The organism is Marinomonas maritima, assembly GCF_024435075.2.
GTDB lineage: Bacteria > Pseudomonadota > Gammaproteobacteria > Pseudomonadales > Marinomonadaceae > Marinomonas > Marinomonas maritima.
The window spans coordinates 849,789-875,158 of record NZ_JAMZEG020000001.1 but is presented as its reverse complement, the minus strand read 5'-3'; the positions used below and the strand labels follow the sequence as shown (position 1 = coordinate 875,158).

Here is a 25,370-nt window from a genome sequence, read left to right as displayed (position 1 = left end):
TTAAAGTTATTATTTTTTAGGCTTATGTATCTTACGGAAGATATGAGCCTGCCCTTTATCGTATAAATAAGAGTCGTCGAAATCCTCTGTGTCTAATACTTTCCCGACCAGTATCAAACACGTACGAGTGAATTTTTTCTCTCTTACTTTGGCAACAATATCCGCTAACGTTCCCACAACATAATCTTGATCTGGCCAACTAGTGCGATAACACACAGCAACAGGACAATTTTCACCATAATGCGGTATGAGTTCTTCGACAATTTTATGAATTCGAGTAATACCAAGGTGAATCGCCAAGGTCGCACCGCTCTGCGCCAATGCAGGTAAACGCTCTCTTTCTGGGAAAGGGGTTTTACCTTCGTAACGCGTCATGATAACGGTTTGTGATACACCAGAAAGCGTCAATTCTTTTTTCAACATGGCCGCCGATGCGGCAACCGCACTGACACCGGGAATCACTTCGTAATCGATACCTAACGCTTCGATGCGACGTATTTGCTCGCCAATAGCACCATACAAAGCAGGATCGCCACACTGCAAACGCGCCACGTCTTTGCCTTCTTTAGAAGCCTTTTCGATCACCGCAGTGGTTTCATCTAAATTCATTTCGGCGGTGTCGTAAATCGCTTCGGCAGACTCTCTCACGTTGTCAATAACTTGAGTTGGGATCAAGGAGCCAGCGTATAAAATAACGGGGCAACGCGCCATTGTCTTAACCGCTTTGATCGTCATCAAGTCTGGATCGCCAGGTCCTGCGCCTATAAAGTAAACCGTCATATCATTCTCTTAATAATTGTCATAAAGGCTCATAACTTTTTCGAGTAGCCACGTGGCGTATAAATCCACTGTTTCTCGCCATTTGTAATGTGTTTGGTATCGGAATTCCCCACGCTCACCATGGTAAACATATCAACGTCTTTTGCGTCCAATTCACCAAGGGTAGTAAAGGTAATTTCTTCTTCTGGGCGCGTTAGTTGACGGCCTATCATCACAGGAGTACTGGCAGGACGGTATTGCAGTAAGACATCGCGAGCATGATTAAGTTGCCAGTCACGCTTTTTGGAAACAGGATTATAAAAAGACACGACAAAGTCGCCCGCCCCACAAGCATGAAGACGCTTGTCGATGGTTTCCCAAGGGGTTAATAAATCTGAAAGGGAGATAGTACAAAAATCGTGGCCAAGCATGGCGCCGACTCGGCTTGCTCCGGCTTGCATCGCAGAAATACCAGGGATTACTTCGATATCCACGTCCAGCCATTCTGGATGGTTTTCTTTACCTTGCAACTGCAAATCCAGCAGTTCAAAAACGAGTGTCGCCATCGCATAGATTCCGATGTCACCGCTGGAGATCAAGGCTGTATTTTTACCTTGCGCGGCTAAACTCAACGCAAGACGAGCGCGTCCGATTTCTTCACCTAAAGGAAGATTATGAAAGGTTTTTCCTTCGCTTAATTCGCCCAATAAATCTAAATAATAACCGTATGCAACCCAATCGCTGCACATCGCCAATGCCTTAGTTGCATTCGGCGCCACCAAGCCTAAATCTCCAGGCCCCATGCCCATCACAAATAATTTACTCATGCCATCTCTACAATATAATCAAGCGTCATAGGACGCGAATGGCATCATTGTACACGGATTGCAAATCCGACGAGATGAAAACACCATTATTAAAAGTGAGCGATGTTCAGGTAGAAGGACCTAGGACTCAACACGAACAAGGCGGCAATGATTTTTTTCCATGTCATTAAACTCTAATTCAGCACTATCATCATGAATCCAAAAAGACACGCCTTCGCCCAAGTAAAATGCGCCAGAGGCACTCACCGCATGGGTTAGTCGATAGGTTTTTTCTTTCCAAGATAATTGGGCTTGTTCTGCATGAAAATAAATATTTAAAGGCATACCTTCACAAAGGTAGACAGCAGAATTGGTTTGCTCGGTGTTTTCTATTTCATAAGTGTCATCGTACGCTGTTCTGTCTTTATCTACTGAGCTACAAGCAACCAAGCCCAACACAGAGAAACCAACCAAGATACTTTGTGAAAAAAATTTTTGGATATGCATTATATGAGACTCCATTCTATTTCAGAACTACTTTTCTAATCTATTTACATTCAAATAAACAGAACAAACAATGCCAATATAAAAGACATATTTTTATATTAAGCCAGTAAAAACGCCCTACTAAACAACTGCGATTATTAGTTACTTTTTGTTACCAAAAACGACCCAATATCACTAAGTAGCTTAAAACATGCAAATCTTACACAAAAAACCCTTATTTTGAAACAAATCACGCTTTGACAGTCGATGATAAAAGCAAGTATATTCCCCCTGTCGGATCATTCCGACTTCGTTCTCGGGGCGGGGTGTAATTCCCCACCGGCGGTAAGGAATTTATTTCTAAGCCCGCGAGCGCCTAATGGAAGTCTTTCTTTTAGGGTCAGCAGATCTGGTGTAACTCCAGAGCCGACGGTTACAGTCCGGATGATAGAGAGCGCGTCAGACAAGACCTCTAATGGTGTCGTATTTTGCGTCACCTTATTTAAGGTATGCCATATTTTATGGTGTATTTGCCTGCCCGTTCGCCCTGATTCACCTTATATTTATAGGATTTTACAATGAATCAGAGCTCAACGAATCACATTGATTTCACACCATCCACAAAACGCATTGCGATACTTCACGCTTCTTGGCACGAAGACATCGTGCTTAATTGTGTTGAAGGCTTTAAAAACGAATTAGTCGCACGTGGTTACGACGCTTCTTTAATTGATGTCATCCCTGTACCAGGCGCTTATGAGATTCCACTGCAAGCAAAATTACTCGCTAAAAGTGGACTCTATTCCGCCATCGCTGGCACGGCGTTGGTTGTCGATGGTGGTATTTATCGCCATGACTTCGTCGCGCAAACGGTATGTAGTGCGTTAATGCAGGTTCAGCTGGAAACAGAAACACCGGTACTAACCGCTGTACTGACACCACACAACTTCCATGAACATGACGAGCATAAAGATTACTTTAGCCGCCATTTTGTTAAGAAAGGCCTAGAACTTGCCAATGCTTGCGACCAAGCCATTCGATTAACAGAAAGCGCAAAAGCGCTGTCATAAATCGTCAATGTCAAACTGAAAATGCCTCCTGCTCTCACGAACAGGAGGCATTTTTTATGTCTGCTATTTTTTTTTCTGTTATTGTTTTGCTGTTTTATTGTTTAAAAGCAACAGAACTTAAACAACGAGACTTTAACGACAGATAAAGCACATCCGTTTTATCTTCTTCAGTACACAGACTCAGCATATCATCGATAAAAAAGCCCAGTGCTCGTCGCTCTATTTGCTCAATGCCTTGCTGCTGATCCATAGTCAAATTGCCATACTTTGACGCAGCGCCAAAATCGCCAAACAAGACATGCCCCTCTTCACTGATCAATATATTATGAGCATACAAATCACCATGACTGACTTTTTTCTCACAAAAATGAAGGACTAGACGATCGACCTGTTCGACAATGTAGGCGATCTTTTCAAGCGAAAACTGCAAACCCGCCAAAAACGTATCTCGCGTGCAAGATACCAAACTCGGCGGTTGCCCTAAGTTTGTGTAATGCGAAGGAATTAGCTCCATCACCAGCGCGGAGCAATCCTGATCAACCACTTTGGCTAATGGCTTAACCAGATTGTCATGACTTCCTACGGCCAAACAAGCATCCAGTTCATCTTCAGGATAACCATCACTGGTTACTTCACCCTTAAAGACCTTTACCGCGACCGTGTCTGGAAAATCGAACGAATTACGCTGCCAAGTCGCTAATGAAATAACACCTGACGCCCCCTGCCCTAACACTTGATGCAATGCCAAATCACCAAACGGCACTGTTTTAAACTCATCATGAGAATCACGTTCTACACAAAATGGATTCCCAGAAAACGCCAACCACGCTAGACGAGGCAAACTCAACAGCACATCAGGAAAGGCATTAAGTCTATTCGCAGACAACCTGATCAATTCTAATTTATGGCAATGTTCAATGGAGTCTGGAAGCAAGGTTAAACGATTTCCCGCCAATGCCAATTTTTGTATGCGTTCCAATCTGCCAATGTCTTCTGGAAGTTGCTCAATTCGGTTATCCGTGAGAATTAACCAGCGAGTCAATGACGGTAATGCTGCAGAAGACACTCGAATAATCTGATTGCTTTTAAAACCAATCATTTCTAACTGCTGACATCCCCCTAAAACCTCAGGTAACTCTGTAAAACGATTATTCGAACAAAATAGGATTCGCAGTTTTTTTAAACGTGACAGATCATCCGGTAACACGCTCAATTTGTTATTTGATAGGTCTAGAATTTCTAAACTGTCAGCGAGGTCAAAAATCGCCTCTGGAAACGTCGTCAAATTCTCAGACAGCTGCAAGCGTACAACGCCTTTTAGTTCTCCGCGGTTAAGTTGGGCAAGTGTATGCAAAATAGGACTCATCTAAAATGGATTTAATAGCACGCATTATACCTTGCAACGATTACCTAGAAGCAAACCCATTTAGTCAATTACATGTTGGGAATGGTCGTAATTAAATCAGTTACCCCAACCTCTATGTTCATTTGAGAAAATAAAGTGGTTAACTGCCCCCTATGGTGCGTTTGGTGGTTAAAAAAGTGCTGTAAAACAAATTCAAAACGCTGTAAATGCTCAATACCTTTTGTATTTTTATAGCCAAGAGCCATTGTTAGCATCTCATCCGTTATTTCATCCATCATGGCTATAATCACGTTATCTAGTTCAAAACGCCTCTCTTGCAGAGAAATAAGGTCCTTGAAAAGAAGCACATTTAGCGCAGTAGGTTTTTCTAACGTTCGTACATATTCAAGACTATCAAGCGAACCAAAGCACTCCGAAAAACGCTTTAGCCAAATAATATCCGCGACCAAATTATGGTTAAGCGTGCCTAGCACTGACCCAAAAAAAGCACCTTTATTTTCTGTAAGATCAACATCGTTGAGCTCGCCAGCCGCCCGATAAATTGTTTGATTCATCCAATGGTTGTAGGACGCCATCAACTGCATATTTTCCTTAGCCGACATAGTAATTCGCCTTTTTATAAAATAATCAAACCGCTATAAATCCAATGTTTAAACATAACCTAGAAGTGCGGTAACGTGGTTGCCAAAGGTAAACGAAGCCTTTTTATTTTCATTTCGCTCCATTCAATGAACCATTTGGCTAGGGAAGATGAATAAACAACTCAAGAAACTCTTTTTATTTTTCTTTGTCCACTTCTTCAAGCTTATTTTGCTTTTCTTGAAAATCGTGTAAAACGATGGTTAACGCATCCACCGCCACTTGTGGCTCAATCTGATGGCTTTCAAGCAGCTCAATAAGATCAACAGCCAGCTTTATATGATCTGGCGCAAGGTCTAAAGACATAACAATTCCATAGTAAAAATGAAGCGATGTGTTTGTAAAATAGAACTAAAGTGGCAATGAAAAATATAAGCAAACGTTTATACTGGTTTTGGTCGTCTACCGATGGTTCAAGCCAGAATAAGACGAATACAATACACATCGAATGTAAACAAGCCAATTTTAATGAGGTGATCGTGATTACAAATGAATTTTGGTTGGATCGATGGAAAACCGGACGTATTGGCTTCCATCTAGAAGGCATTAACCCAAAGTTAATTGAATTTTGGCCCACGCTGCCAAAAGGCAGTCATATTCTTGTTCCTCTGTGTGGTAAATCCAATGACATGATTTGGTTAGCGGAACAAGGTTATCAAGTGACTGGCGTCGAGCTATCCTCTTTAGCAGTCATTCAATTTTTAGGCGATAACGATTTGGCCTATGACACACACCACGAGGGGGAACTAAAAATACATACGGTTCATGGCTTGTCTCTACGCATTGTCGAAGGTGATTACTTCCAATTCAGCGAAACAGGGTTTGATGCTTGCTATGATCGAGCCGCTATGGTCGCCATGCCAGATTCAAAACGCGCCAGTTACGTTAGTCACACACTTGATCGTTTATCTTCTTCAGCCTACGTTCTGTTAATTTCACTGCATTATGACGGTGATGAACAAGGTCCTCCGTTTTCAATTGACGAGCAAAGTGTTGTGTCGTTATGGGGAAGTAATATACAAAAAATTGCCTTTGAGAATTTAGCGCTGACTCAGCCTCAGTACAGAGATCGAGGACACACCACTTTTGAAGAAAGCGTTTGGCGCCTTCAACCATAGATAATAAAGGTTCTAGGAGTCTAGATTAGACTGTCTACCCTAGCCTTTTTCTGGGATAATACGGCACAATTTTTTACCGATAATCCATGTATCTTCATTAGTAGCGAAAATAGAAAAAACGCCACTATCCCCGATACCAAGAGTAGACAATGATCAAACGACATAAAACCGCCAAACAACTCTTTTCTTACCCATTATATTGGGCTGAGTGTTACGGTGTTTCACCCTTCCTTCCGACCACTAGGGAAGAAATGGACGCGCTTGGCTGGGACAGTTGCGATGTCATCATTGTTTCAGGCGATGCCTATGTGGATCATCCTAGTTTTGGCATGGCAGTACTGGGTCGATTATTAGAAGCTCAAGGTTATCGTGTTGGTATCATTGACCAGCCAGATTGGCGCAATACCGAAGATTTTATGCGCCTTGGTCGCCCCAACCTGTATTTCGGCATTACCGCTGGGAACATGGATTCTTTAATCAACCGCTATACCGCAGATTTAAAAGTGCGTAATGACGACGCGTATACGCCTTATGGCGTCGGTGGAAAACGTCCTGACCGTGCCGTTATTGTGTATTCTCAGCGCTGTAAAGAAGCGTTTCATGATGTGCCTGTCATGATAGGCGGCATCGAAGCCAGTCTTCGACGCATTGCACAATACGATTATTGGAGCGATGAAGTCCGCCGCTCAGTATTGATCGATTCCACCGCTGATATTTTGCTTTACGGAAACGCTGAGCGTGCCATGTTAGAAGTCACGCACCAGATGGCCATGGGCAAAACCTTAGACGAACTGACGGATATTCGTGGCACCACCATTGTTCGTAATACACCACCGGGTGGCTACACAGAGATCGATTCAACACGCGTTGACTGGCCGGGCAAAGTCGAACAAATTTACAGTCCGTATGAATACATTCCTGAAGGAAAATGCCAAACCAAGGAAGAAGATCCAGACGTAATGCCTATTCGAGTAATTCCTGCGCCATTACGTCGTGGTGAAAAACTTGATCCAGAAAAAACCTATATTCGATTACCTTCTTTCGAAAAAGTATCGAAAGACCCTGTGTTGTACGCGCACACTTCACGTATTTTGCACCTTGAATCTAATCCGCATAATGCCCGCGCTTTAATTCAAAAGCATGGCAAAAAAGAAATCTGGGTTAACCCGCCTCCAATTCCATTGGAAACACCAGAAATGGATGGCGTGTTTGATTTGCCTTATGCTCGTGTGCCGCATCCAAAATACAAAAAAGCCCGCATTCCCGCTTATGACATGATCAAGACATCAATCAACATCATGCGCGGCTGTTTTGGTGGTTGCACCTTCTGCTCAATTACTGAACATGAAGGTCGTGTCATTCAATCGCGCTCACATGAATCTATTCTAAAAGAAATTGAAGACATAAAAGACAAGGTTCCAGGCTTCACTGGACACATATCTGACCTTGGTGGGCCGACATCAAACATGTACACATTGAATTGCAATGATGATGAAGTTCAAGCATCTTGTCGTAAACTATCTTGTGTATACCCAACGATCTGTTCAAATTTAAACACTGATCACAGCCCAACCACTCAGCTCTATCGTAAAACCCGTGCAGTGGAAGGCATTCACACGGTTTCCATTGCTTCTGGATTGCGTTATGACCTTGCAGTAGAAGACCCTGAATATGTACGAGAGCTCGTTACTCATCACGTTGGTGGCTTGTTAAAAATTGCACCTGAGCACTCCGAACAAGGCACTTTATCAAAAATGATGAAGCCTGGAATGGGCACTTATGATCGCTTCAAACGCATGTTTGATAAGTACTCTAAAGAAGCTGGCAAGAAGCAGCATTTGATTCCTTACTTCATAGCCGCCCACCCTGGCAGCTCAGATGAAGACATGCTGAACCTTGCCGTGTGGTTGAAAACGAATGATTTCAAACCAGACCAAGTACAAACTTTTTATCCTTCACCTATGTCCTTAGCAACCGCTATGTATCACTCTGGCAAGAACCCATTAAAACCCGTCACGTACAAGAGTGAAGACGTTTATACGCCAAAAGATGCTAAGCAGCGCACGGTGCAAAAAGGCTTTTTACGCTACCATGATCCAAATAACTGGCAAGATCTACGCAATTCCTTAATCAAAATGGGGCGCCCGGACCTTATCGGTCATGGTGATAATAAGTTGGTTCCAGCGGAAGATAAAGACAAGCAAGTTCACCGACGACCTCAAAAGGCGAAACCTGGTCAAGCAACTGGCGCGTCACATACATCGAACAGACCAACGATGGAAAAAAATACAGCAGCAGAGAAAGCACGCCGAAAAAACAATAATGGCAAGCCTGCGAGTAGCCGTAATACTGGCGAAACAGCCAACCCAGCGAAGCGTCGCAAGACAAAGATTAAAGCTCGCTAATATATAGGCCTACTAAATATATAGGCCCACTAATAGACATAAAAAAACGCGTTATGTCGTATGAACATGACGCGTTTTTTATGTCTTTTAGAAGCATCTAATTAGCCGAAGAAACACCATAAATAAGACATATGGATTGAGGCTAATGCTTACCCGTAATCTACTAAATTAAGAGAAGCCTCGCTGTCCATCAATTCATCGTGCATTGTCTCAACATGCCCAGCAACTTCATCAGGTGAAGAGAAGTGAGCAATATGATACATAGCATCACCTTCTTGTGCTAACGGAATATTTTGTTTACCAATAATAATACCGCCATTTTTACACAGCACCGTATCCAAAATGTCACCGTAAGGACCTTTGATTTCTGCCAATACTTCGCCTGCTTCGACAAGGTCACCAAGCTCTTTAATATGTGTCGTAAAGCCGCTATCCGTTGCACGAACCCAGCTGCTACTTCGAGCAATTCTTGGCTCAGATAATGATTTTTTGCTACGAGACTTAGGCAACATATTCAAATGCCTCATGACACTGACAATACCTTTTACACCAGCGCGTATGGATAATTCATCGAAACGCAACGCCTCACCCGCCTCATACAAAATAACTTTAGCGCCAAAATCATTTGCGCACTCACGCAATGAGCCATCCCTAAGGTTTGAGTTCATCACAACGGGCACGCCAAAAGCCTTCGCAATTTCCAAGGTTTCTGGGTCATCAAGATTCGCTCGTACTTGTGGTAAATTAGTACGATGCAAACTGCCTGTATGAAGGTCTATACCGTAATTTGCCTTAGCCACAATCTCATTCAAAAAGTGATCGGCAACGCGTCCAGCCAACGAGCCCCTCTTAGAACCTGGAAAAGAGCGGTTTAAATCTCTACGATCTGGTAAATAACGACTTTGATTCAAAACGCCATAACCGTTAACAATGGGAACAGCGATGAGTGTACCTTTAAGGTTACTCAAATATTTACTCTGAATAATACGGCTGATAATTTCAATACCATTGAGCTCATCACCATGAATAGCAGCACTAATAAATAAAGTTGGACCTGCTTTTTTACCGCGCTTTACAAAGACAGGCATCGACATATCAGTATCTGTGTATAACTTAACCATTGGTATCTTGATACGAGCCGTACCACCTAAAGGAATATCCACACCCCCAATCGTTAAAACAGTACTGTCCATTATCCTTTACCTTTTGTCTTAGTACCGCTTAGAAACGCTGTTTTTTCAATGTGCTCAATAATCATCGCTGCAACATCTTTTCCAGTAGCAGATTCAATACCCTCTAGACCTGGCGAAGAATTTACTTCCATTATTAGTGGGCCATTATTAGATCTTAAAATATCCACACCACACATATTTAGACCCATTGCTTTGGCCGCTTCTACAGCCGTGCGACGTTCTTCCGGTGATAATTTAACCAAAGAAGCTGTACCACCACGGTGCAAATTAGAACGAAATTCACCTTCCGCGCCTTGTCTCTTCATGGCAGCGATAACTTTTCCACCCACAACCAAGCAACGGATATCAGCACCACCAGCTTCTTTAATGTATTCTTGAACTAAAATGTTTGCCTTTAGACCCATGAAAGCTTCAATGATAGATTCTGCTGTTTTATTGGACTCAGCCAAGACCACACCAATTCCTTGAGTGCCCTCTAGAAGTTTAATAACCACTGGCGCACCGCCAACGTTTTTCAGTAAATCACTAATTTTATCAGGATGGTTTGCAAAACCGGTTTTTGGCAAGCCCAACCCTTTACGAGACATCAACTGTAAAGATCTCAACTTATCTCGCGAACGACTAATCGCGACAGATTCATTAATGCTATAAGTTCCCATCATTTCAAACTGACGAACAACAGCCGTCCCATAAAAAGTTACTGATGCGCCAATTCGAGGGATAACAGCGTCATATTTGGGCAGCGGCTTACCGTCATATCGAACAACTGGGTTACTACTTGTGATGTCCATATAACAATGCATCGTATCAATAACATCCACCTCATGACCGAGCTTTTCACCAGCCTCAACCAATCGACGAGTAGAGTAGAGCCGAGGATTACGAGAAAGAATTGCAATTTTCATAGATGTCCTTTGAACAAAAAAAGAAAGCACGCATGATGCGATACTTATTTAAAAAGTTTGTACCATTGGCGCGAGAATAGTGAATAACTTGGAATTTAGAAAGGTATTTTATATATTTTGTACAAAAAAAATCTCCAAATGCCTTCGTTATACAAAGATATTTGGAGACTTTTAAGCAACCAGACAAAAATAAAATTTATTTTTTCGGTGCGTAAGGGTTTTCGGACGATTTAAATTCAAAAATAATTGGCGTACCAGTGATGTTAAGCACGGTTCTGAATTTGTTTTCAAGATAGCGTTTATAGCTTCCAGGAATAGAATCAGTCTGATTGCCATGAACAACAATACGCGGAGGGTTAGACCCACCTTGGTGTGCGTACCTTAGCTTGATACGACGGCTGTTCACCATTGGAGGCTGATGCTCTGCAACAGAGTCTTCCAAAATGCGCGTCAATCGGTTTGTCGACCATTTTGCATAACAAGACTCATAGGTACTTTCAATGGTGTCGTATAGATCACCAACACCAGTGCCATGTAAGGCTGAAATGTAATGAACTTTGGCATAAGGCACAAAACCCAAGCGGCGTTCAACTTCACTCTTAATGTGCTCACGTTCGTCTTTTTTAAGTCCATCCCATTTGTTAATGGCAAGCACCACACCACGACCAGCATCCAATACATAGCCAATCATATGAAGATCTTGCTCTACCAAATCTTCATGGGAATCGATAACCACAATCACAACATTAGCGTCTTGGATAGCCTGTAAAGTCTTAACAATCGAAAATTTTTCAACCGCCTCTTTGACATGCTTACGGCGACGTACGCCCGCTGTATCAATTAAAGTGTATTCTTTATCATGACGTGTATAAGGAATATAAACACTGTCACGGGTTGTACCTGGTAAATCAAACACAACTACACGGTCTTCACCTAACATGCGGTTAACCAGTGTTGATTTACCAACATTTGGGCGCCCCACCACACCGATACGAATACCACGAGACTCTAGGTTAATTTGGTTTTTGGCTTCCTCAACTCTTTCTGCAAATGGCAACATCACCTTATCAATTAAGATGTGCACACCTTTGCCATGAGAGGCTGCTATCGGATGTAAATCACCAAAGCCTAACGAATAAAAATCAGCCAAGGCTATGTCTTCGTTAATACCATCAGTTTTATTGACAACAAGAGAGACTACTTTATTCGAACGACGTAAATGGTTGGCGATCATTTCATCTGCAGGGTTTAAACCATGACGACCATCGACAAGAAACAAGACAGCGTCAGCTTCTTCTATCGCCAACAAAGACTGGCGCGCCATTTTTTCGTCAATACCTTGCTCATCGCCACTGATACCACCAGTATCAATTACAATAAATTCGTGCTCACCAAGCTTACCATCACCGTATTTACGGTCACGAGTTAAGCCTGGATAATCAGCAACTAAAGCATCACGAGATCTCGTCAATTGATTGAAGAGCGTTGATTTGCCAACATTGGGTCTACCTACCAATGCAATAACTGGAATCATTTTTTTACCTATAAAAATACAAAGCGGCCACCACTCCTATTAAAGGAATGGCAGCCTCTTAAAAAATCGCTAAAAAGAAATCAAAATTGATATCAATAGCTCAATGCCGTCACATTAGAGTTCGGCGTAAGAATAAATAATCGTTTGTCGTTCGCTACCATGCGACTACCCGGTGGAAGATCATTATCGGCTACTATATGAACAGCCACTTCGCCGGTTATGAGATCAAGTAAATGAACATAACCACCACGATCCATCACAGAGACATAATCTCGGAAAAATTCAGGTGTAATCAAATCTCGGTCTATAAGATCCGTATTTTCCCATACTTCAGTACCATTTTTAGCATTCAGAGCAATCACCTTACTCTTCATGTCAACAGCAACCAACAGCTCTCCCCTTACAGCGACACCAACTGAACTAGGGATACTGCGCTGCCACAATGGACGGCCGCTTTCAATTGAAAGTGCGGCAAGCGTACCATTATAAGCAACAGCATAAACAACGCCGTTTTTTGCTACTAAGCGACCATCAATGTCACTTAATCGCTCTATCTCATAACGCCCCTCTGGCTTCCCCACTTCATAAGACCAAAGTAAATCACCACCCTGCAGAGAAAACGCCTTCAACTTACCATTAGAAAAGCCAGCAATGACTTTACCATCAACAATAATGGGTGCGCTTGTACCACGTACTGTCAACGATGGCAAGTCTTCCTTTGTTCGCCACAAAGTATCGCCTGTTTCTGCATCAAGGACGCTTAACCAACCATCAGCAGTTTGAACCGCTAATTTACCTGCGGCATAAGAAGCTTCAGACAACACCTCTGAGCTCAATACTTTTTCCCACAATACAGATTGACTTACTAATGAAACCGCAACGAACTGGGCATCGTATGTTCCAAAATACAAAACATCACCATGACGTGTAACGCCTGCGCTTGGTTTATAGTCGGTAGAAAAAGAACCTTTCTTCTTTCCATTTTTTTGCCCAAGCTCGTAAACCGTCCCCTTCTTCGTTACAAAAAATAAAGAACCATCTTCTGCGACAAGATTAAAGCGCTCGCTAGACTCACCAAAATTACTATCTACACCTGCTCGCCATGCCGTTTTGAGTTTGACCTTACTTTCTACAGATGGAAGACCTGGTAAAGCCGGACGTGAATTTGAGCAACCCTGAATAATTAAAGTGGCAAACAATACAATGAAAAAAAGTGACTTGCTCATAGTTAGCCTTTCACCAAATCCTTAAGTTTAATATCAAGCAAAGGGTGGTTTACACCAGCACCTAATGCTTCACTCGCTTTCTGGTAAGCGACACGCGCTTCATCGCGTTTACCTTGGGCTATCAAAATGTCGCCCATTAATTCTTGTTGCTGTGTAGCAAACTCTTCTTCAGACACCTTTTCTACACGAGCCAGAGCCCCTGTATAATCTTCTTTTTGAAGCATTAAGCGAGCCACCCGTAGATTCGCAATTGCAACAAAAGAGACATCTTGTGTTTTAGTAATGGCAATATCTAAAGCATTAATTGCTTCATCATATTTGCCATTCTCAGCGTCTACGCGAGCCAAAAATAACTGTCCAAACATGGCATAACCAGTATCACCATAATCATCAGTAAGTTGCTGAGCGATAAATTTGACTGTTTTTTGATTATTTTCATCACTCAAATCTGCGGCGGCCTGAACTAAGTTTTGATAAAGCGCAGAGGCTTCGCTGGTGTAGTTTGCTTGGCCATTTTTCCAAGCTTGCCATCCAAAATAACCACCAGCAGCAACCGCTACAGCAATGATCAACATCACACCATTTTTCTTCCACCAAGCCTTAAACGCTTCGATTTGCTCTTCTTCAGTTTTTAATTCAGCCACTTATTAGTTCCTCGTTCAAAATGGCGCTTAATCGTATAAAAAGCGACATTGTGTTAAATCAAATTATAATCTGTTATCAATGTATGTTGGGACGTCAACAAGTGAACAAGCATGCTGCTCACCTGTTGACATGTCCTTGATCAGACACACACCTTGATCAATTTCATCTTGCCCTAAAATAATCGTGAAACGAGCCTCTGATTTATCCGCTTTTTTCATTTGATTCTTAAAGCTACCACCGCCACAGTGACGTAATACGACTCGACTTGAATCTATTTCACGGATACTTTCCGCTAAAACAAAAGACGCTATTTCGGCATCATCGCCCATGCTAGTAACAAACACATCGATCGAAAATTTGGCGGAATCTGGAATTAATTCCAAAGTGTCAAGAAGAAGAACTAAGCGTTCTATTCCCATCGCGAAACCCACCGCTGGCGTTGACTTACCACCTAACTGCTCAACCAATCCATCATAACGCCCACCAGCACAAATTGTGGCTTGCGAACCGAGGTGACTGGTTACCCATTCAAAAACGGTTTTACCGTAATAATCCAAACCACGGACTAAACGATGATTGATAATATACGGTACATTATTAGCTTTTAAAATCGCCTGTAAGCGATCAAAATGTGCTTGTGACTCGACACCAATAAAGTCCTCAAGGTTCGGAGCACCTTGAAGAACAGACTGAGTCGCTTCATCTTTAGAGTCTAGTATTCGTAATGGATTAGAAACCAACCGACGCTGACTGTCTTCGTCTAGCTGATCTTTAAACTCTGTCAAATATTCAACTAAAGCGACTTTAAACGCTTCACGCTCAGACGCCAAACCAATGGTATTTAACTGCAGCTCAACATGCTCCAGAAGACCTAACTTTTGCCACAATCGAGCCGATAAAATAATTAATTCTGCATCAATGTCCGCAGAACTCATGCCAAATGATTCCACACCAATTTGATGAAATTGACGATAACGCCCTTTTTGAGGGCGTTCATAACGAAACATTGGTCCGGTGTACCACAAACGCTGAACCTGATTAAATAGCAAACCAGCTTGGTCAGCCGCACGAACACAACTTGCGGTCCCCTCTGGTCGTAAAGTTAAAGATTCACCATTACGGTCATCAAAGGTATACATCTCTTTTTCTACGATATCGGTTGTTTCACCAACACCACGCTTGAACAAATCTGTATTTTCAACGATAGGGAAACGAATTTGTTGATAACTATAAGACTTAACAACATCGGCAACCGTTTTTTCTAAATACAGCCAAACAGAAGACTGATCAGGCAGGATATCATTCATTCCCCTGATTGCTTGAATTTTTCGAGCCACAATAGATCCTTAAATTTTCACAATGATATTGGCTAATTCCCGTTCTTTTAAGAGCGCCTTATCACGAATCATTTTTTCTAAATCATCAACGAGCGTATCATTCTTTGTTTTACTGTTTGGCTTACCATCTTGATAAATCAGATTATTAGGAGAACCTCCAGCAAGACCTATATCCGCTTCTTTTGCTTCACCAGGACCATTCACAACACAACCGATAACCGCGACGTCCATTGGCGTAGTGATATCATCAAGGCGCTCTTCTAGTTCATTCATGGTTTTAATAACATCAAAATTCTGGCGAGAGCAGCTTGGACAGGCGATAAAGTTAATACCACGACTGCGCAATTTCAAACTGCGCAACATGTCCCAACCCACCTTAACTTCTTGCACAGGATCTGCCGCTAAAGAAACACGCAACGTATCACCAATACCATCCATCAATAGCAAACCAAGACCAATAGACGACTTCACCGTTCCAGAGCGTAAACCACCGGCTTCTGTAATCCCTAAATGCAATGGGTTATCTATCTGGCTAGCTATTTTACGGTACGCTTCCACCGTCATAAAAATATCGGATGCTTTCAAACTTAACTTATACTCATGAAAGTCCAGCTCATCAAAATATTGAATTTGACGAAATGCAGATTCAACCAAAGCATCTGGTGTTGGCTCACCGTACTTTTTTTGCAAATCCTTTTCTAAAGAGCCGGCATTTATACCGATGCGAATAGGAATGTTTTTATCTCGAGCACAGTCTACAACGGCGCGAATACGATCTTTATTACCAATATTACCTGGATTAATTCGTAAACAATCAACCCCATATTCGGCTACTTTTAGGGCAATCTTATAATCGAAATGGATGTCAGCAACGAGAGGGATCGAAACGGCTTCGCGTATTTTCTTGAAAGCTTCAGCAGCGTCCATAGAGGGAATAGAGACACGAACAATATCCGCACCCGCATTAGCAATAGCGCGAATCTGCGCCACTGTCGCATCGACATCACACGTTTCGGTGTTAGTCATACTCTGAATACTGATTGGCGCACCACCGCCAACCGGTACATTTCCTACCATAATCTGGCGAGAAAGACGGCGTTTAATAGGTGATTCAAAATGCATAAGAGTCTCTACTTGAGCTCAAATCGAGCCAAATCTTTACGTGTAAAAGAAGAAAAATCGAAGACTTCACCTTTGTATTTTAAAGATGACACGCCCTTGGCGTAACCCAATACAACTCTATATGGTGCATTGCCTGTTAACGCCAATTTGCTACCGGCAGACTTCACCCCTGAAAACAAAATTTTTCCTGTGGCATCACGTACTTCAGTCCAACAGTCTTCGTCAAAAACTATTTCAACATCATTAGAGTAAGAAGGTGCTTTAGGAGGCACGATGGCCTGTATCGGAACCGCAGCGGCTGCCCTTACGACTTCAGCAGGGCTAACGCCGGCCTCTTCTAGAATGGCCATGGTCTCTGCTGAAAGCCCTGTTACAACACCGTCATTCGAAGACGTTTTCGCATCCTTAACAGTGCTCCCTTCAACAAAATCATTCCTTTCAAGAGTTGTTCCTGTACTGGCATTTGAACTGGACACATTAGAAATAGGAACAGGCTCACTTGACTCATTCAAAACCGGTTCAATTTTCTCAGTTTCTGGAACCACAACCGTTTCGGTTACTTTATCGTTTGTGTCATCAGCAGCCACAGTTTGGCTAGATTGAGAGGGCCACCAAAAAACCAAGAAAACCAAAACAGCAACAATAACGACGGAAATAAAAATAACAAACGGATCACCTAAGTGAGTTTGCTTATTTACCTTATCAACAGGTTTGATCGTAGACTCTGCACCCTCCCGCTCACCGTCAAATGCATGTAACATTTCGGAATGATCTATACCCAAAAGGCGGCAGTAACTTTTTAGGAAGCCCCGAGCAAATGTCACGGAGCGGAAAAACTGAAAGTTATTGGCTTCAAGCGCACGTACTTGATCAATTGGAATTTTTAGTGCTGTGGCAACATGTCTTTCATCAAACTCTAGCTCTAGTCTTTTTGCTTTTAATCGTTTACCAATATTAATTGTATCTGTACTTGTTTTGCTTACAGAAACATCCGTTTGAATTTCAGTGGTCATGTCAATACCTTGAGCCATTCAGGCATGTAAAATTACTCGCAGATGAATACAGTGTAGGGTCAGTCTCGCGTGCAATTAAATGCCACGACAGACAATTGTATTCATCAAAATGCACCGATCCTCGGGCAATTTGTTTATCAGCCTGGATATTATTAAAAATTAAGCGAGCTTTGTTGTTACTACCGTGTATTAAAACAAGATTGAGCTCCGTCATCAAACCAATCAGAGGCAAATCAGCAATTTCTTTTGCCTGTTTTAGGTAGATTGCAGCCAAATTTACGTGATTCTGACGTATTGCACATCTAGAAAGATTAATTTGCACAGATTGACGCTTTGAGAAGCCTTTTTCATCCGCTTTTTGAAATGCGTCACACGCCTCTTTCCAGTGTTTTTTAAGCCCTAATAGAACGCCGTAATTATTCCAAATAAAATCATCATCCGGGTATTTCTGTAATGCTTCCACATACACCAAAAGCGCTTTGCTATATTGCTCAACACTTAGCCAATACAAACCTAATAGTCGCCAATAATCTCGCTCTTGATACGATACATCAATCTTATCTAGTTGCTTTTTTGCCAGTACCCACTGACCAAGTAAAAGATGCGCCTGAACAAGCGACAACCTTTTCGATTCAGAAATGGGAGGAGAGGAAGGCGCAACAACCTGATAAGCACAAGAAGTACTAAGCAAACATAACAACACAAAAGGCAATAACCACAATCGCATACTGACATCCTTGTCATACACAGAAGAATTTAATCAAACAAACTAACTTTTCACTTCTCGCAATTCAATATACTTTTGACTGCGGCGAGTCTTATCTTGGAAGTCACCCACTAGTTGACCACATGCCGCATCGATATCGTCACCACGAGTGGTTCGTACTGTGACCGTATAACCAGCATCTGCTAAAATTTTCTGAAAGCGACGAGTACGGTTATTAGATGGCTTTTCGTAACCAGAGTTCGGGAAAGGGTTAAAAGGAATCAAGTTAATCTTACACTCCAAATCTTTCAGCAGTTCAGCCAATTCATGCGCTTGTTCTTCATTATCATTCACACCAGACATCATAGTGTATTCAATGGTAATGTGACGTTTATCAGGCAAGTTAGCCAAGTAATGCTGACACGCTTCAAGCAATTCAGCAATTGGGTACTTCTTATTGATAGGAACCAATTCATTTCGAAGTGCATCATTCGGCGCATGTAATGAAACGGCTAACGACACATCTGTGCGCTTCACTAATTCATATATTTTCGGCACAACGCCCGAAGTACTTAGTGTTACACGGCGCTTAGACAGACCATATGCATGATCGTGCATCATTAGAATCATCGCATCTACAACTGGTTCGAAGTTCATCAGCGGCTCACCCATTCCCATCATGACAACATTCGTAACACGACGAGGTCCATTTGGGTCCATTGGTCCAAAGGATTTAATCGCAATCCACACTTGACCGATGATTTCTGCTGGCGTTAAATTTCGGTTAAACCCCTGCTTTCCGGTTGAACAAAAACTGCAATCTAAAGAACAACCTACTTGTGACGAGACACATAAGGTCGCACGATTACCATCGGGAATTAAAACCGTTTCAACGCAGTCATTCTTCCCACCTTCCGTACGTATAATCCATTTGCGCGTGCCGTCTTGAGAAATTTCTTGAGACACAACTTCAGGCCCACGAATTTCACAAATCCCCTCTAACTTCGCTCGCAATGCCTTACTGACATCAGTCATTTCGTCGAAGCTTTCAGCGCCTTTTTGGTGAATCCATTTGATCACCTGAGTGGCACGAAATTTTTTCTCGCCGATTGATTCAAAGAACTCAATCAGTTTTTCAGGTGATAAACCTAATAGGTTTACTTTTTTGATGTCAGTCATAATTCAATGTCGCTTGCTGTGTATAGCATTAAGTGTAAACGAAAAAAGCCTCTGAAAAGAAAAGTCTTTTCAGAAGCCTCTGTAAAAAAGCGGGCTAGTGCCCGCTTTCACAAATCAGTTCGGACATAAAGGTCCTAGCTGTCAATTACTTACCAAAGAAGTAAGCAATTTCACGAGTTGCAGATTCAACAGAATCAGAACCGTGAACAGCATTAGCATCGATAGATGTTGCGTAATCAGCACGTAGAGTACCAGCAGTCGCTTCTTTAGGGTTTGTAGCACCCATAAGTTCACGGTGACGAAGAACAGCGCCTTCACCTTCAAGAACAGAAACAACAACAGGGCCAGACGTCATGAAAGCAACCAAATCTTTGTAGAAAGGACGCTCTTTGTGCTCAGCGTAAAAACCGCCAGCCAATACGTCATCTAGTTGAACCATTTTCGCTTCAACGATTTTAAAACCAGCACGTTCAAAACGAGTGTAGATTTCGCCGATTACGTTTTTAGCAACAGCATCAGGTTTGATGATAGATAGAGTGCGTTCTAACGCCATGGTATAACTCCAAATTTAATTTAAAGGGGCGATGCTTTGCATGGCCCGGGACATAAAAGTTCAGCGCGTGGATTATACGCATCAATTCATTAAAATTGTATGCTCAAGCGAACATTATTTATAGCAATGGAAATAAAAGCGTATTTTATCGCTTATCCTAACGATCTTAGGCGAGTTACTGCGTTTTTTATCGTCTCGGCTACAAAATCGATATCTTCCTCGGTAGTAAAACGTCCTACAGAAAGTCGTAAAGAACTGTGTGCCAAATTTTCCGCCAAACCAATGGCCCGTAAAACATAAGATGGCTCCAAGCTTGCCGAAGTACAAGCTGAACCAGAAGACACCGCAATATCACTAAGAGACATCAATAGCACTTCGCCATCGACATCTGCAAAACCGACATTAATCACGCCAGCGACGCGCTGATCTGAATCACCGTTCAAGTGCACACCAGACAAATCACTTAAAGACGACCACAAACGCTCACGCAATGACTGAATTCTCTTACAATCCACCGACATCAAAGCACCAGCCAAACGAAAGGCCTCACCCATTCCAACTATTTGATGTGTCGCTAACGTACCAGAACGCATACCACGTTCATGACCACCACCATGGATTTGAGCCTCTAGCTTAATTTTAGGAGAGCGGCGCACATACAAAGCACCAATACCTTTAGGGCCATAGGTTTTATGGGCTGTAAGTGACATTAAGTCTACATTCATTGCATTAACATCAATAGCAACCTTACCCGTCGTTTGCGCAGCATCAACATGTAAAAATACACCACGAGATCGAGTCAACTTACCAATCGTAGCGATATCTGTTAATACGCCCAACTCATTATTTCCATGCATCAAGGACACTAAGATCGTGTCTTCACGAAGCGCTTCATCCACCTGATTCGGAGAAATAACACCATGACCATCAGGCTGAAGATACGTTACTTCAAAGCCTTCTTTCTCAAGCTGCTTACAAGGGTCTAGCACTGCCTTATGCTCAATCATAGAGGTAATAATATGGCGACCTTTTTGACGATAAGCATGAGCCACTCCCTTAAGTGCCAGATTATTAGCTTCTGTCGCACCAGAGGTCCAAACGATCTCGCGAGAATCGGCGTTAATTAACGTCGCCACCTGCAATCTAGCGTCTTCCACCGCTTCCTCAGCACGCCAACCAAAAAGGTGGGAACGAGACGCCGGATTACCAAAATTACCATCCTGCGTCAGGCACGCCATCATTTTTGCAGCCACTATTGGGTCTACCGGCGTGGTGGCAGAATTATCTAGATAAACGGGGGTATTCATTTAACGCTCTCCAATAAAAACACTCTAAAATCAAGCTGCTGCTTGTGCGATACCTTTGATACGGTTCACAATAGAACGCAAGCCGTTACCACGAGTTGGGCTTAGATGTCGCTCAAGATCTAACGATTCAAAAAAAGCAGATATATCAAAAGCTAGTATTTCTTCAGGTGTTTTATGATTCAAAGCTGACAATACTAACCCAAGCAAGCCGCGCACTATGATGGCATCACTGTCTACGGCGAAGATTAACACCTCACCTCTGGTTGCATCTTGCTCGCTACCAGGCTGAATCCAAACACTGCTCTGGCAGCCTTTCACCAAACGTTCAGGTGTACGCCATACATCATCAAAAGAAGGCAATGACTTACCCAGATCAATAATATATTTGTACTTGTCTTCCCAATCATCAAAAAATGACAGATCTTCAACAATCTCTTCTGTATCAGGTAAGGACATGACTCCCCTCTTTTTCATTAAACGAGTAAAAATAAAAAATGGCGCTGAATCAACAAAAGCGCCGATTAAAAAAACAAAAACGGCACTTAACAAATTGCTAAGGCCGCTTCCTATTGTATTCGACTTCACTTAACCACAGAAGACTTAGTCACCGCAGATATTAGAAGAAAAGGCCCGCTTCTAACTGCGCCTCTTCACTCATCATTTCTCGTGACCAAGGTGGATCAAACACCAAATCAACTTTAACTAACTCAACATTAGGAACTTTTGCGACTCGATATTTCACATCGCCTACCAATACAGGCCCCATACCACAACCCGGTGCGGTTAACGTCATGTCAATCAAAACAGATTTCGTTTCTTGATCCAGCGATACCTTATAAACCAAACCTAAAGACACCAAACTAATTGGAATTTCAGGGTCATAGATCGTATCCAACGCCTGCCAAACTTGATCTTCACTAATCTGACCAGAACCAAGGTCTTCAAATTTAAGAACTTCTGGCTGCTGCCCGATCGCCTCTGCATCCGTTCCATCAATTCGAAGCATGTTACCTTGCCAAGTGACAGTGTAATTGCCTCCCAAACTCTGATTGATCGTTATAAATTGCCCTTCTGGAATACTCACCGGCTCACCGCTTGGTACTCGTCGTGCCGGACAGGCACGCTGTGTCACTACCATTTTTTGCATGAAGTTAACTCACACTAAAGCTTTCGCCACAGCCACACTCGGCTACGACGTTAGGGTTATTAAACTTCACGACTTCGTTAACACCTTCGCGTACCAAGTCAATTTCTGTTCCCTTGAGCATAGTGACAGACTGTGAATCTACCGCAAACGTTATCTCACCAAATGACAAGACGGTGTCTTCCTCCAAAGCGACATCAACAATATCAAGCACATAAGAAAAACCCGTACAGCCGCTTTCTTTAGTACTTAACCGAATCAATTTCCCGGGCTGCTTTACCAATTTGGAGGTAAAATATTTCTGCGCAGAAGCGGTTAAAGACACGCTTGAGACAGGATCAAATGTTGTTGCCGTCATAGATATCTCCTAAGCCAACATCGAGCGCACTTTTTTCAGCGCGACAAACAATGCATCAACTTCTTCTAATGTATTATAAACAGAGAATGACGCACGAGCCGTTCCCGGCACATTAAAACGCGCCATTAAAGGCTGAGCACAATGATCACCAGTACGAACTGCGATACCCTGACGATCCAGTAAAAAACCGATATCCGCAGGATGTCCGTGGTCCATCACAAAGCTCAATACACCAATTTTTTCTTTGGCATTCCCAATTATTGTGAGGCCTTCAAAAGCTTCAGCTAGCTGCGTCGCTCGGTCTAACAAGGCTTTCTCATGGGCCTCAAGGCCATCATGATCTAATGCCATCAACCAACGAATAGCCTCACCCATTGCAATGACATCGCCTACATTGGGTGTCCCAGCTTCAAAACGATAAGGCAGTACATTCCATGTAGCCTCTTGTAGCGTCACTGTTGAAATCATCTCTCCGCCGGTACGCCAAACAGGCCAAGTCGCCAGTAGAGACTCTCTCCCCCAAAGTACGCCAACCCCCATCGGAGCGTAAATTTTATGCCCTGAAAAAACATAAAAATCACAACCAATATCTTGTACATCAACCTTACGGTGAGCCGCTCCTTGTGCACCATCAACCAAAACCCAAGCACCAAACACTTTGGCCTTCGCGGTCATTTCTTTAATGGGGTTAACCGTACCGAGAGCATTAGACACATGAGTAAAGGCCACAAATTTAGTACGTTCGTTCAGCAGCGCGTCATAAGCCGCTTGATCTAACTCACCATCTTCTGTCACAGGAACGATTTTCAAGATAGCGCCGGCTACTTTGCAAGCCTGCTGCCACGTCACCAAATTAGCATGATGCTCCATACCAGTAGCAATCACTTCATCGCCTGTCGACAATAACTGACTCAAGCCGTTGGCAACTATGTTGATTCCTTCAGTGGTACCTGTTGTCCAAATGACTTCTTCACGTTTCGGCGCATTAATAAAGTCTTTTACGAGATCGCGAGCCGCTTCAAAACGACCCGTCGCTTCATCCGCAAGGCGATGGGCACCACGATGCACATTCGAATTACATGTCGAATAATAATCAACCAGCGCATCGATCACACATTGCGGTTTTTGAGTCGTTGCCGCATTGTCGAGGTAAATCAATGGATTCCCATCAATCCGACGCTTTAAAATCGGAAATTGCTCACGGATAGCCGCTACATCAAAACTCATTAGACTCTCGCTTACTTCACTTCCATTTGCGAAAATCGCTCACGAATAATAGGACGAACCCATTCCGCTAGCGCTGCATTTGGCATTAAATCAATCAACTCGTTAATAAAACCAAAGTTGAGCATCACCTGAGCTTTTGAACGACTCACACCACGAGTTTGCAAGTAATACATCGCTTGCTTGTCTATCTGAGCAACCGTCGCACCATGAGCACAACGCACATCATCGGCGTAAATTTCAAGCTCAGGTTTGGTATTAATTTCCGCTGTATTCGACATCAATAGATTGCGATTATTCAATTCTGCTAAGGTTTTCTGAGCATCTCGATGTATATGAATACGACCATTAAAAACAGCGCGTGAACGATCTGCCGCAATGCAACGCACATTCTCTTCTGTCGTACCATTCGGCATCGCATGTTCAACCGTTGCATGCAGGTCAAACAACTCTTTACCATCAAGCAAATACATTGCATTGAGTTTGGCATCCGCAAACTCACCTGCATGAATAATATCCGTATCCAAACGGGACAAATCACTACCAAAACCCACGATGGTACTGTGCATTTTTGCACGATCATGCAGATTAAAATGGCTTCCACCAATTGAGACATTGGTTCCTGTTTGAAGCGCGAAACGATAATGCTCTAGTCGTGCATTTGACTCGACATGATATTCCACAAAGGCGGTACTTAACGTTTCGCCTTGCGCCTGAATATCTTCAATGACAGCCAAACGAGAACCCGCACCCAATGTCACTTGTACACGAGTATGAGATTCAGCACCTTGACTCAACAAAGAACTGATTCGCAAAGGCTCAGCGACATCAACACCGTCAGCAACCGTTACAACAACAACATCTTGCGCCAATGCGTCGTTGATCAAACCAAATAAATGACGTTCAGGTTTAACAGTAGAAAAAGTCGTCAACGCGTGCGCTTGTTGAGCTTTTTCTAGGTTACGACCTAACGTAATAGACAAGCCTTTTGGTAGCGCTTTCGCTAATTGTGACTCGTCCAACTTACCATTAACAAAAACCAGCTCGATGGCAGCAAAATCAGCAATAGCAACAGGAGACAAATTAACAACAGTATCGATCACTTTAGCTTGTGTACGCTCAACCGCTCGCAACGGTGTATAACGCCACGCTTCAGTTTTGCGTGTTGGCCACTTCGTCGTCGATAGCAGCTCAAGAGCATGCGCACGCTTAGGTGCAAGCCAGTCATTGATACCTTGCGCTCGAGTAATGGCGCTTTCTAACCATTCACTCATG

26 protein-coding genes and 1 riboswitch are annotated in these 25,370 nt (G+C 42.8%); of the genes, 3 read left to right on the top strand and 23 right to left on the bottom strand.

Features of this window, described 5'->3' with window-relative positions; all coding sequences use genetic code 11:
- Positions 1 to 9 precede the first annotated feature (9 nt).
- The 3 genes from cobM to M3I01_RS04245 all read right to left on the bottom strand — a co-directional run bounded on the left by cobM (position 10) and on the right by M3I01_RS04245 (position 2,072).
- A complete protein-coding gene (cobM, locus tag M3I01_RS04255; protein WP_255894342.1) occupies positions 10 to 780 on the bottom strand; it encodes a precorrin-4 C(11)-methyltransferase in 771 nt (256 codons plus the stop codon).
- Positions 781 to 809: 29 nt separating this feature from the next.
- The gene (gene cobJ, locus M3I01_RS04250; protein ID WP_255894341.1) at positions 810 to 1,586 is read right to left on the bottom strand and encodes a precorrin-3B C(17)-methyltransferase; all 777 of its coding nucleotides are present in this window, start codon (positions 1,584 to 1,586) and stop codon (positions 810 to 812) included.
- Positions 1,587 to 1,706: 120 nt separating this feature from the next.
- Positions 1,707 to 2,072 (bottom strand): MliC family protein, encoded by a 366-nt coding sequence (locus M3I01_RS04245; RefSeq protein WP_255894339.1) that lies wholly within the window; start codon positions 2,070 to 2,072, stop codon positions 1,707 to 1,709.
- A gap of 287 nt (positions 2,073 to 2,359) precedes the next feature.
- Positions 2,360 to 2,511: riboswitch (FMN riboswitch) on the top strand.
- Positions 2,512 to 2,629: 118 nt separating this feature from the next.
- On the opposite strand from M3I01_RS04245, the gene M3I01_RS04240 reads away from it, so the two are divergent.
- On the top strand, positions 2,630 to 3,121 hold the full coding sequence (locus M3I01_RS04240) for a 6,7-dimethyl-8-ribityllumazine synthase (RefSeq protein ID WP_255894338.1): 492 nt from the start codon (positions 2,630 to 2,632) through the stop codon (positions 3,119 to 3,121).
- A 94-nt stretch (positions 3,122 to 3,215) separates the two neighbouring features.
- Here M3I01_RS04240 and M3I01_RS04235 read toward each other — a convergent pair whose 3' ends face one another.
- The 3 genes from M3I01_RS04235 to M3I01_RS04225 form a co-directional block, all read right to left on the bottom strand.
- Positions 3,216 to 4,475, bottom strand: coding sequence for a leucine-rich repeat-containing protein kinase family protein (locus tag M3I01_RS04235; protein WP_255894337.1), 1,260 nt, complete (start codon positions 4,473 to 4,475; stop codon positions 3,216 to 3,218).
- A gap of 80 nt (positions 4,476 to 4,555) precedes the next feature.
- Entirely contained in the window at positions 4,556 to 5,089 is a 534-nt protein-coding gene (locus M3I01_RS04230) for a DinB family protein (protein WP_255894336.1), read from the bottom strand.
- A gap of 175 nt (positions 5,090 to 5,264) precedes the next feature.
- Positions 5,265 to 5,432, bottom strand: a complete 168-nt coding sequence (locus tag M3I01_RS04225) for a DUF2496 domain-containing protein (protein WP_255894335.1) — start codon at positions 5,430 to 5,432, stop codon at positions 5,265 to 5,267.
- Between the two features lie 56 nt (positions 5,433 to 5,488).
- Here M3I01_RS04225 and M3I01_RS04220 point away from each other — a divergent pair, with 56 nt between their 5' ends.
- Together M3I01_RS04220 and M3I01_RS04215 are read left to right on the top strand one after the other, a co-directional pair.
- Entirely contained in the window at positions 5,489 to 6,244 is a 756-nt protein-coding gene (locus M3I01_RS04220; RefSeq protein WP_255894334.1) for a class I SAM-dependent methyltransferase, read from the top strand.
- A gap of 149 nt (positions 6,245 to 6,393) precedes the next feature.
- Positions 6,394 to 8,649 carry a YgiQ family radical SAM protein gene (locus M3I01_RS04215; protein WP_275564926.1) on the top strand — a complete coding sequence of 752 codons (2,256 nt, stop codon included), beginning with the start codon at positions 6,394 to 6,396 and terminating at the stop codon, positions 8,647 to 8,649.
- Between the two features lie 149 nt (positions 8,650 to 8,798).
- Here M3I01_RS04215 and M3I01_RS04210 read toward each other — a convergent pair whose 3' ends face one another.
- The 17 genes from M3I01_RS04210 to sufD all read right to left on the bottom strand — a co-directional run bounded on the left by M3I01_RS04210 (position 8,799) and on the right by sufD (position 25,369).
- The gene (locus M3I01_RS04210; RefSeq protein WP_255894333.1) at positions 8,799 to 9,842 is read right to left on the bottom strand and encodes a succinylglutamate desuccinylase/aspartoacylase family protein; all 1,044 of its coding nucleotides are present in this window, start codon (positions 9,840 to 9,842) and stop codon (positions 8,799 to 8,801) included.
- Complete coding sequence (gene rimK, locus M3I01_RS04205) at positions 9,842 to 10,747, bottom strand: 30S ribosomal protein S6--L-glutamate ligase (RefSeq protein WP_255894332.1); 906 nt, start codon at positions 10,745 to 10,747, stop codon at positions 9,842 to 9,844. The genes M3I01_RS04210 and rimK overlap by 1 nt, the downstream gene beginning before the upstream one ends.
- A gap of 196 nt (positions 10,748 to 10,943) precedes the next feature.
- Positions 10,944 to 12,281: a ribosome biogenesis GTPase Der gene (der, locus tag M3I01_RS04200; protein WP_112137411.1), complete on the bottom strand. Its 1,338-nt coding sequence runs from the start codon at positions 12,279 to 12,281 to the stop codon at positions 10,944 to 10,946.
- A 92-nt stretch (positions 12,282 to 12,373) separates the two neighbouring features.
- Positions 12,374 to 13,507: an outer membrane protein assembly factor BamB gene (gene bamB / locus M3I01_RS04195; protein ID WP_255894330.1), complete on the bottom strand. Its 1,134-nt coding sequence runs from the start codon at positions 13,505 to 13,507 to the stop codon at positions 12,374 to 12,376.
- A 2-nt stretch (positions 13,508 to 13,509) separates the two neighbouring features.
- Positions 13,510 to 14,151 (bottom strand): YfgM family protein, encoded by a 642-nt coding sequence (locus tag M3I01_RS04190; protein ID WP_255894329.1) that lies wholly within the window; start codon positions 14,149 to 14,151, stop codon positions 13,510 to 13,512.
- 63 nt (positions 14,152 to 14,214) lie between these two features.
- Positions 14,215 to 15,489, bottom strand: a complete 1,275-nt coding sequence (hisS, locus tag M3I01_RS04185) for a histidine--tRNA ligase (RefSeq protein ID WP_255894328.1) — start codon at positions 15,487 to 15,489, stop codon at positions 14,215 to 14,217.
- Positions 15,490 to 15,498: 9 nt separating this feature from the next.
- On the bottom strand, positions 15,499 to 16,611 hold the full coding sequence (ispG, locus tag M3I01_RS04180) for a flavodoxin-dependent (E)-4-hydroxy-3-methylbut-2-enyl-diphosphate synthase (RefSeq protein WP_255894327.1): 1,113 nt from the start codon (positions 16,609 to 16,611) through the stop codon (positions 15,499 to 15,501).
- 8 nt (positions 16,612 to 16,619) lie between these two features.
- Positions 16,620 to 17,624, bottom strand: a complete 1,005-nt coding sequence (locus M3I01_RS04175; RefSeq protein WP_255894326.1) for a RodZ domain-containing protein — start codon at positions 17,622 to 17,624, stop codon at positions 16,620 to 16,622.
- A 1-nt stretch (position 17,625) separates the two neighbouring features.
- Positions 17,626 to 18,351, bottom strand: a complete 726-nt coding sequence (locus M3I01_RS04170) for a tetratricopeptide repeat protein (protein ID WP_255894325.1) — start codon at positions 18,349 to 18,351, stop codon at positions 17,626 to 17,628.
- A gap of 42 nt (positions 18,352 to 18,393) precedes the next feature.
- Positions 18,394 to 19,509, bottom strand: coding sequence for a 23S rRNA (adenine(2503)-C(2))-methyltransferase RlmN (rlmN, locus tag M3I01_RS04165; protein ID WP_112137399.1), 1,116 nt, complete (start codon positions 19,507 to 19,509; stop codon positions 18,394 to 18,396).
- A 145-nt stretch (positions 19,510 to 19,654) separates the two neighbouring features.
- Positions 19,655 to 20,062, bottom strand: a complete 408-nt coding sequence (ndk, locus tag M3I01_RS04160; protein WP_112137398.1) for a nucleoside-diphosphate kinase — start codon at positions 20,060 to 20,062, stop codon at positions 19,655 to 19,657.
- Between the two features lie 152 nt (positions 20,063 to 20,214).
- Entirely contained in the window at positions 20,215 to 21,369 is a 1,155-nt protein-coding gene (locus M3I01_RS04155) for an IscS subfamily cysteine desulfurase (RefSeq protein WP_255894324.1), read from the bottom strand.
- A 30-nt stretch (positions 21,370 to 21,399) separates the two neighbouring features.
- The gene (locus M3I01_RS04150; protein WP_255894323.1) at positions 21,400 to 21,825 is read right to left on the bottom strand and encodes a SufE family protein; all 426 of its coding nucleotides are present in this window, start codon (positions 21,823 to 21,825) and stop codon (positions 21,400 to 21,402) included.
- A gap of 160 nt (positions 21,826 to 21,985) precedes the next feature.
- On the bottom strand, positions 21,986 to 22,516 hold the full coding sequence (gene sufT / locus M3I01_RS04145) for a putative Fe-S cluster assembly protein SufT (protein ID WP_255894322.1): 531 nt from the start codon (positions 22,514 to 22,516) through the stop codon (positions 21,986 to 21,988).
- A 4-nt stretch (positions 22,517 to 22,520) separates the two neighbouring features.
- On the bottom strand, positions 22,521 to 22,871 hold the full coding sequence (locus M3I01_RS04140) for a HesB/IscA family protein (protein WP_112137391.1): 351 nt from the start codon (positions 22,869 to 22,871) through the stop codon (positions 22,521 to 22,523).
- 9 nt (positions 22,872 to 22,880) lie between these two features.
- Entirely contained in the window at positions 22,881 to 24,098 is a 1,218-nt protein-coding gene (locus tag M3I01_RS04135; protein WP_255894320.1) for an aminotransferase class V-fold PLP-dependent enzyme, read from the bottom strand.
- 11 nt (positions 24,099 to 24,109) lie between these two features.
- On the bottom strand, positions 24,110 to 25,369 hold the full coding sequence (gene sufD / locus M3I01_RS04130) for a Fe-S cluster assembly protein SufD (RefSeq protein WP_255894319.1): 1,260 nt from the start codon (positions 25,367 to 25,369) through the stop codon (positions 24,110 to 24,112).
- Position 25,370: the final 1 nt, after the last annotated feature.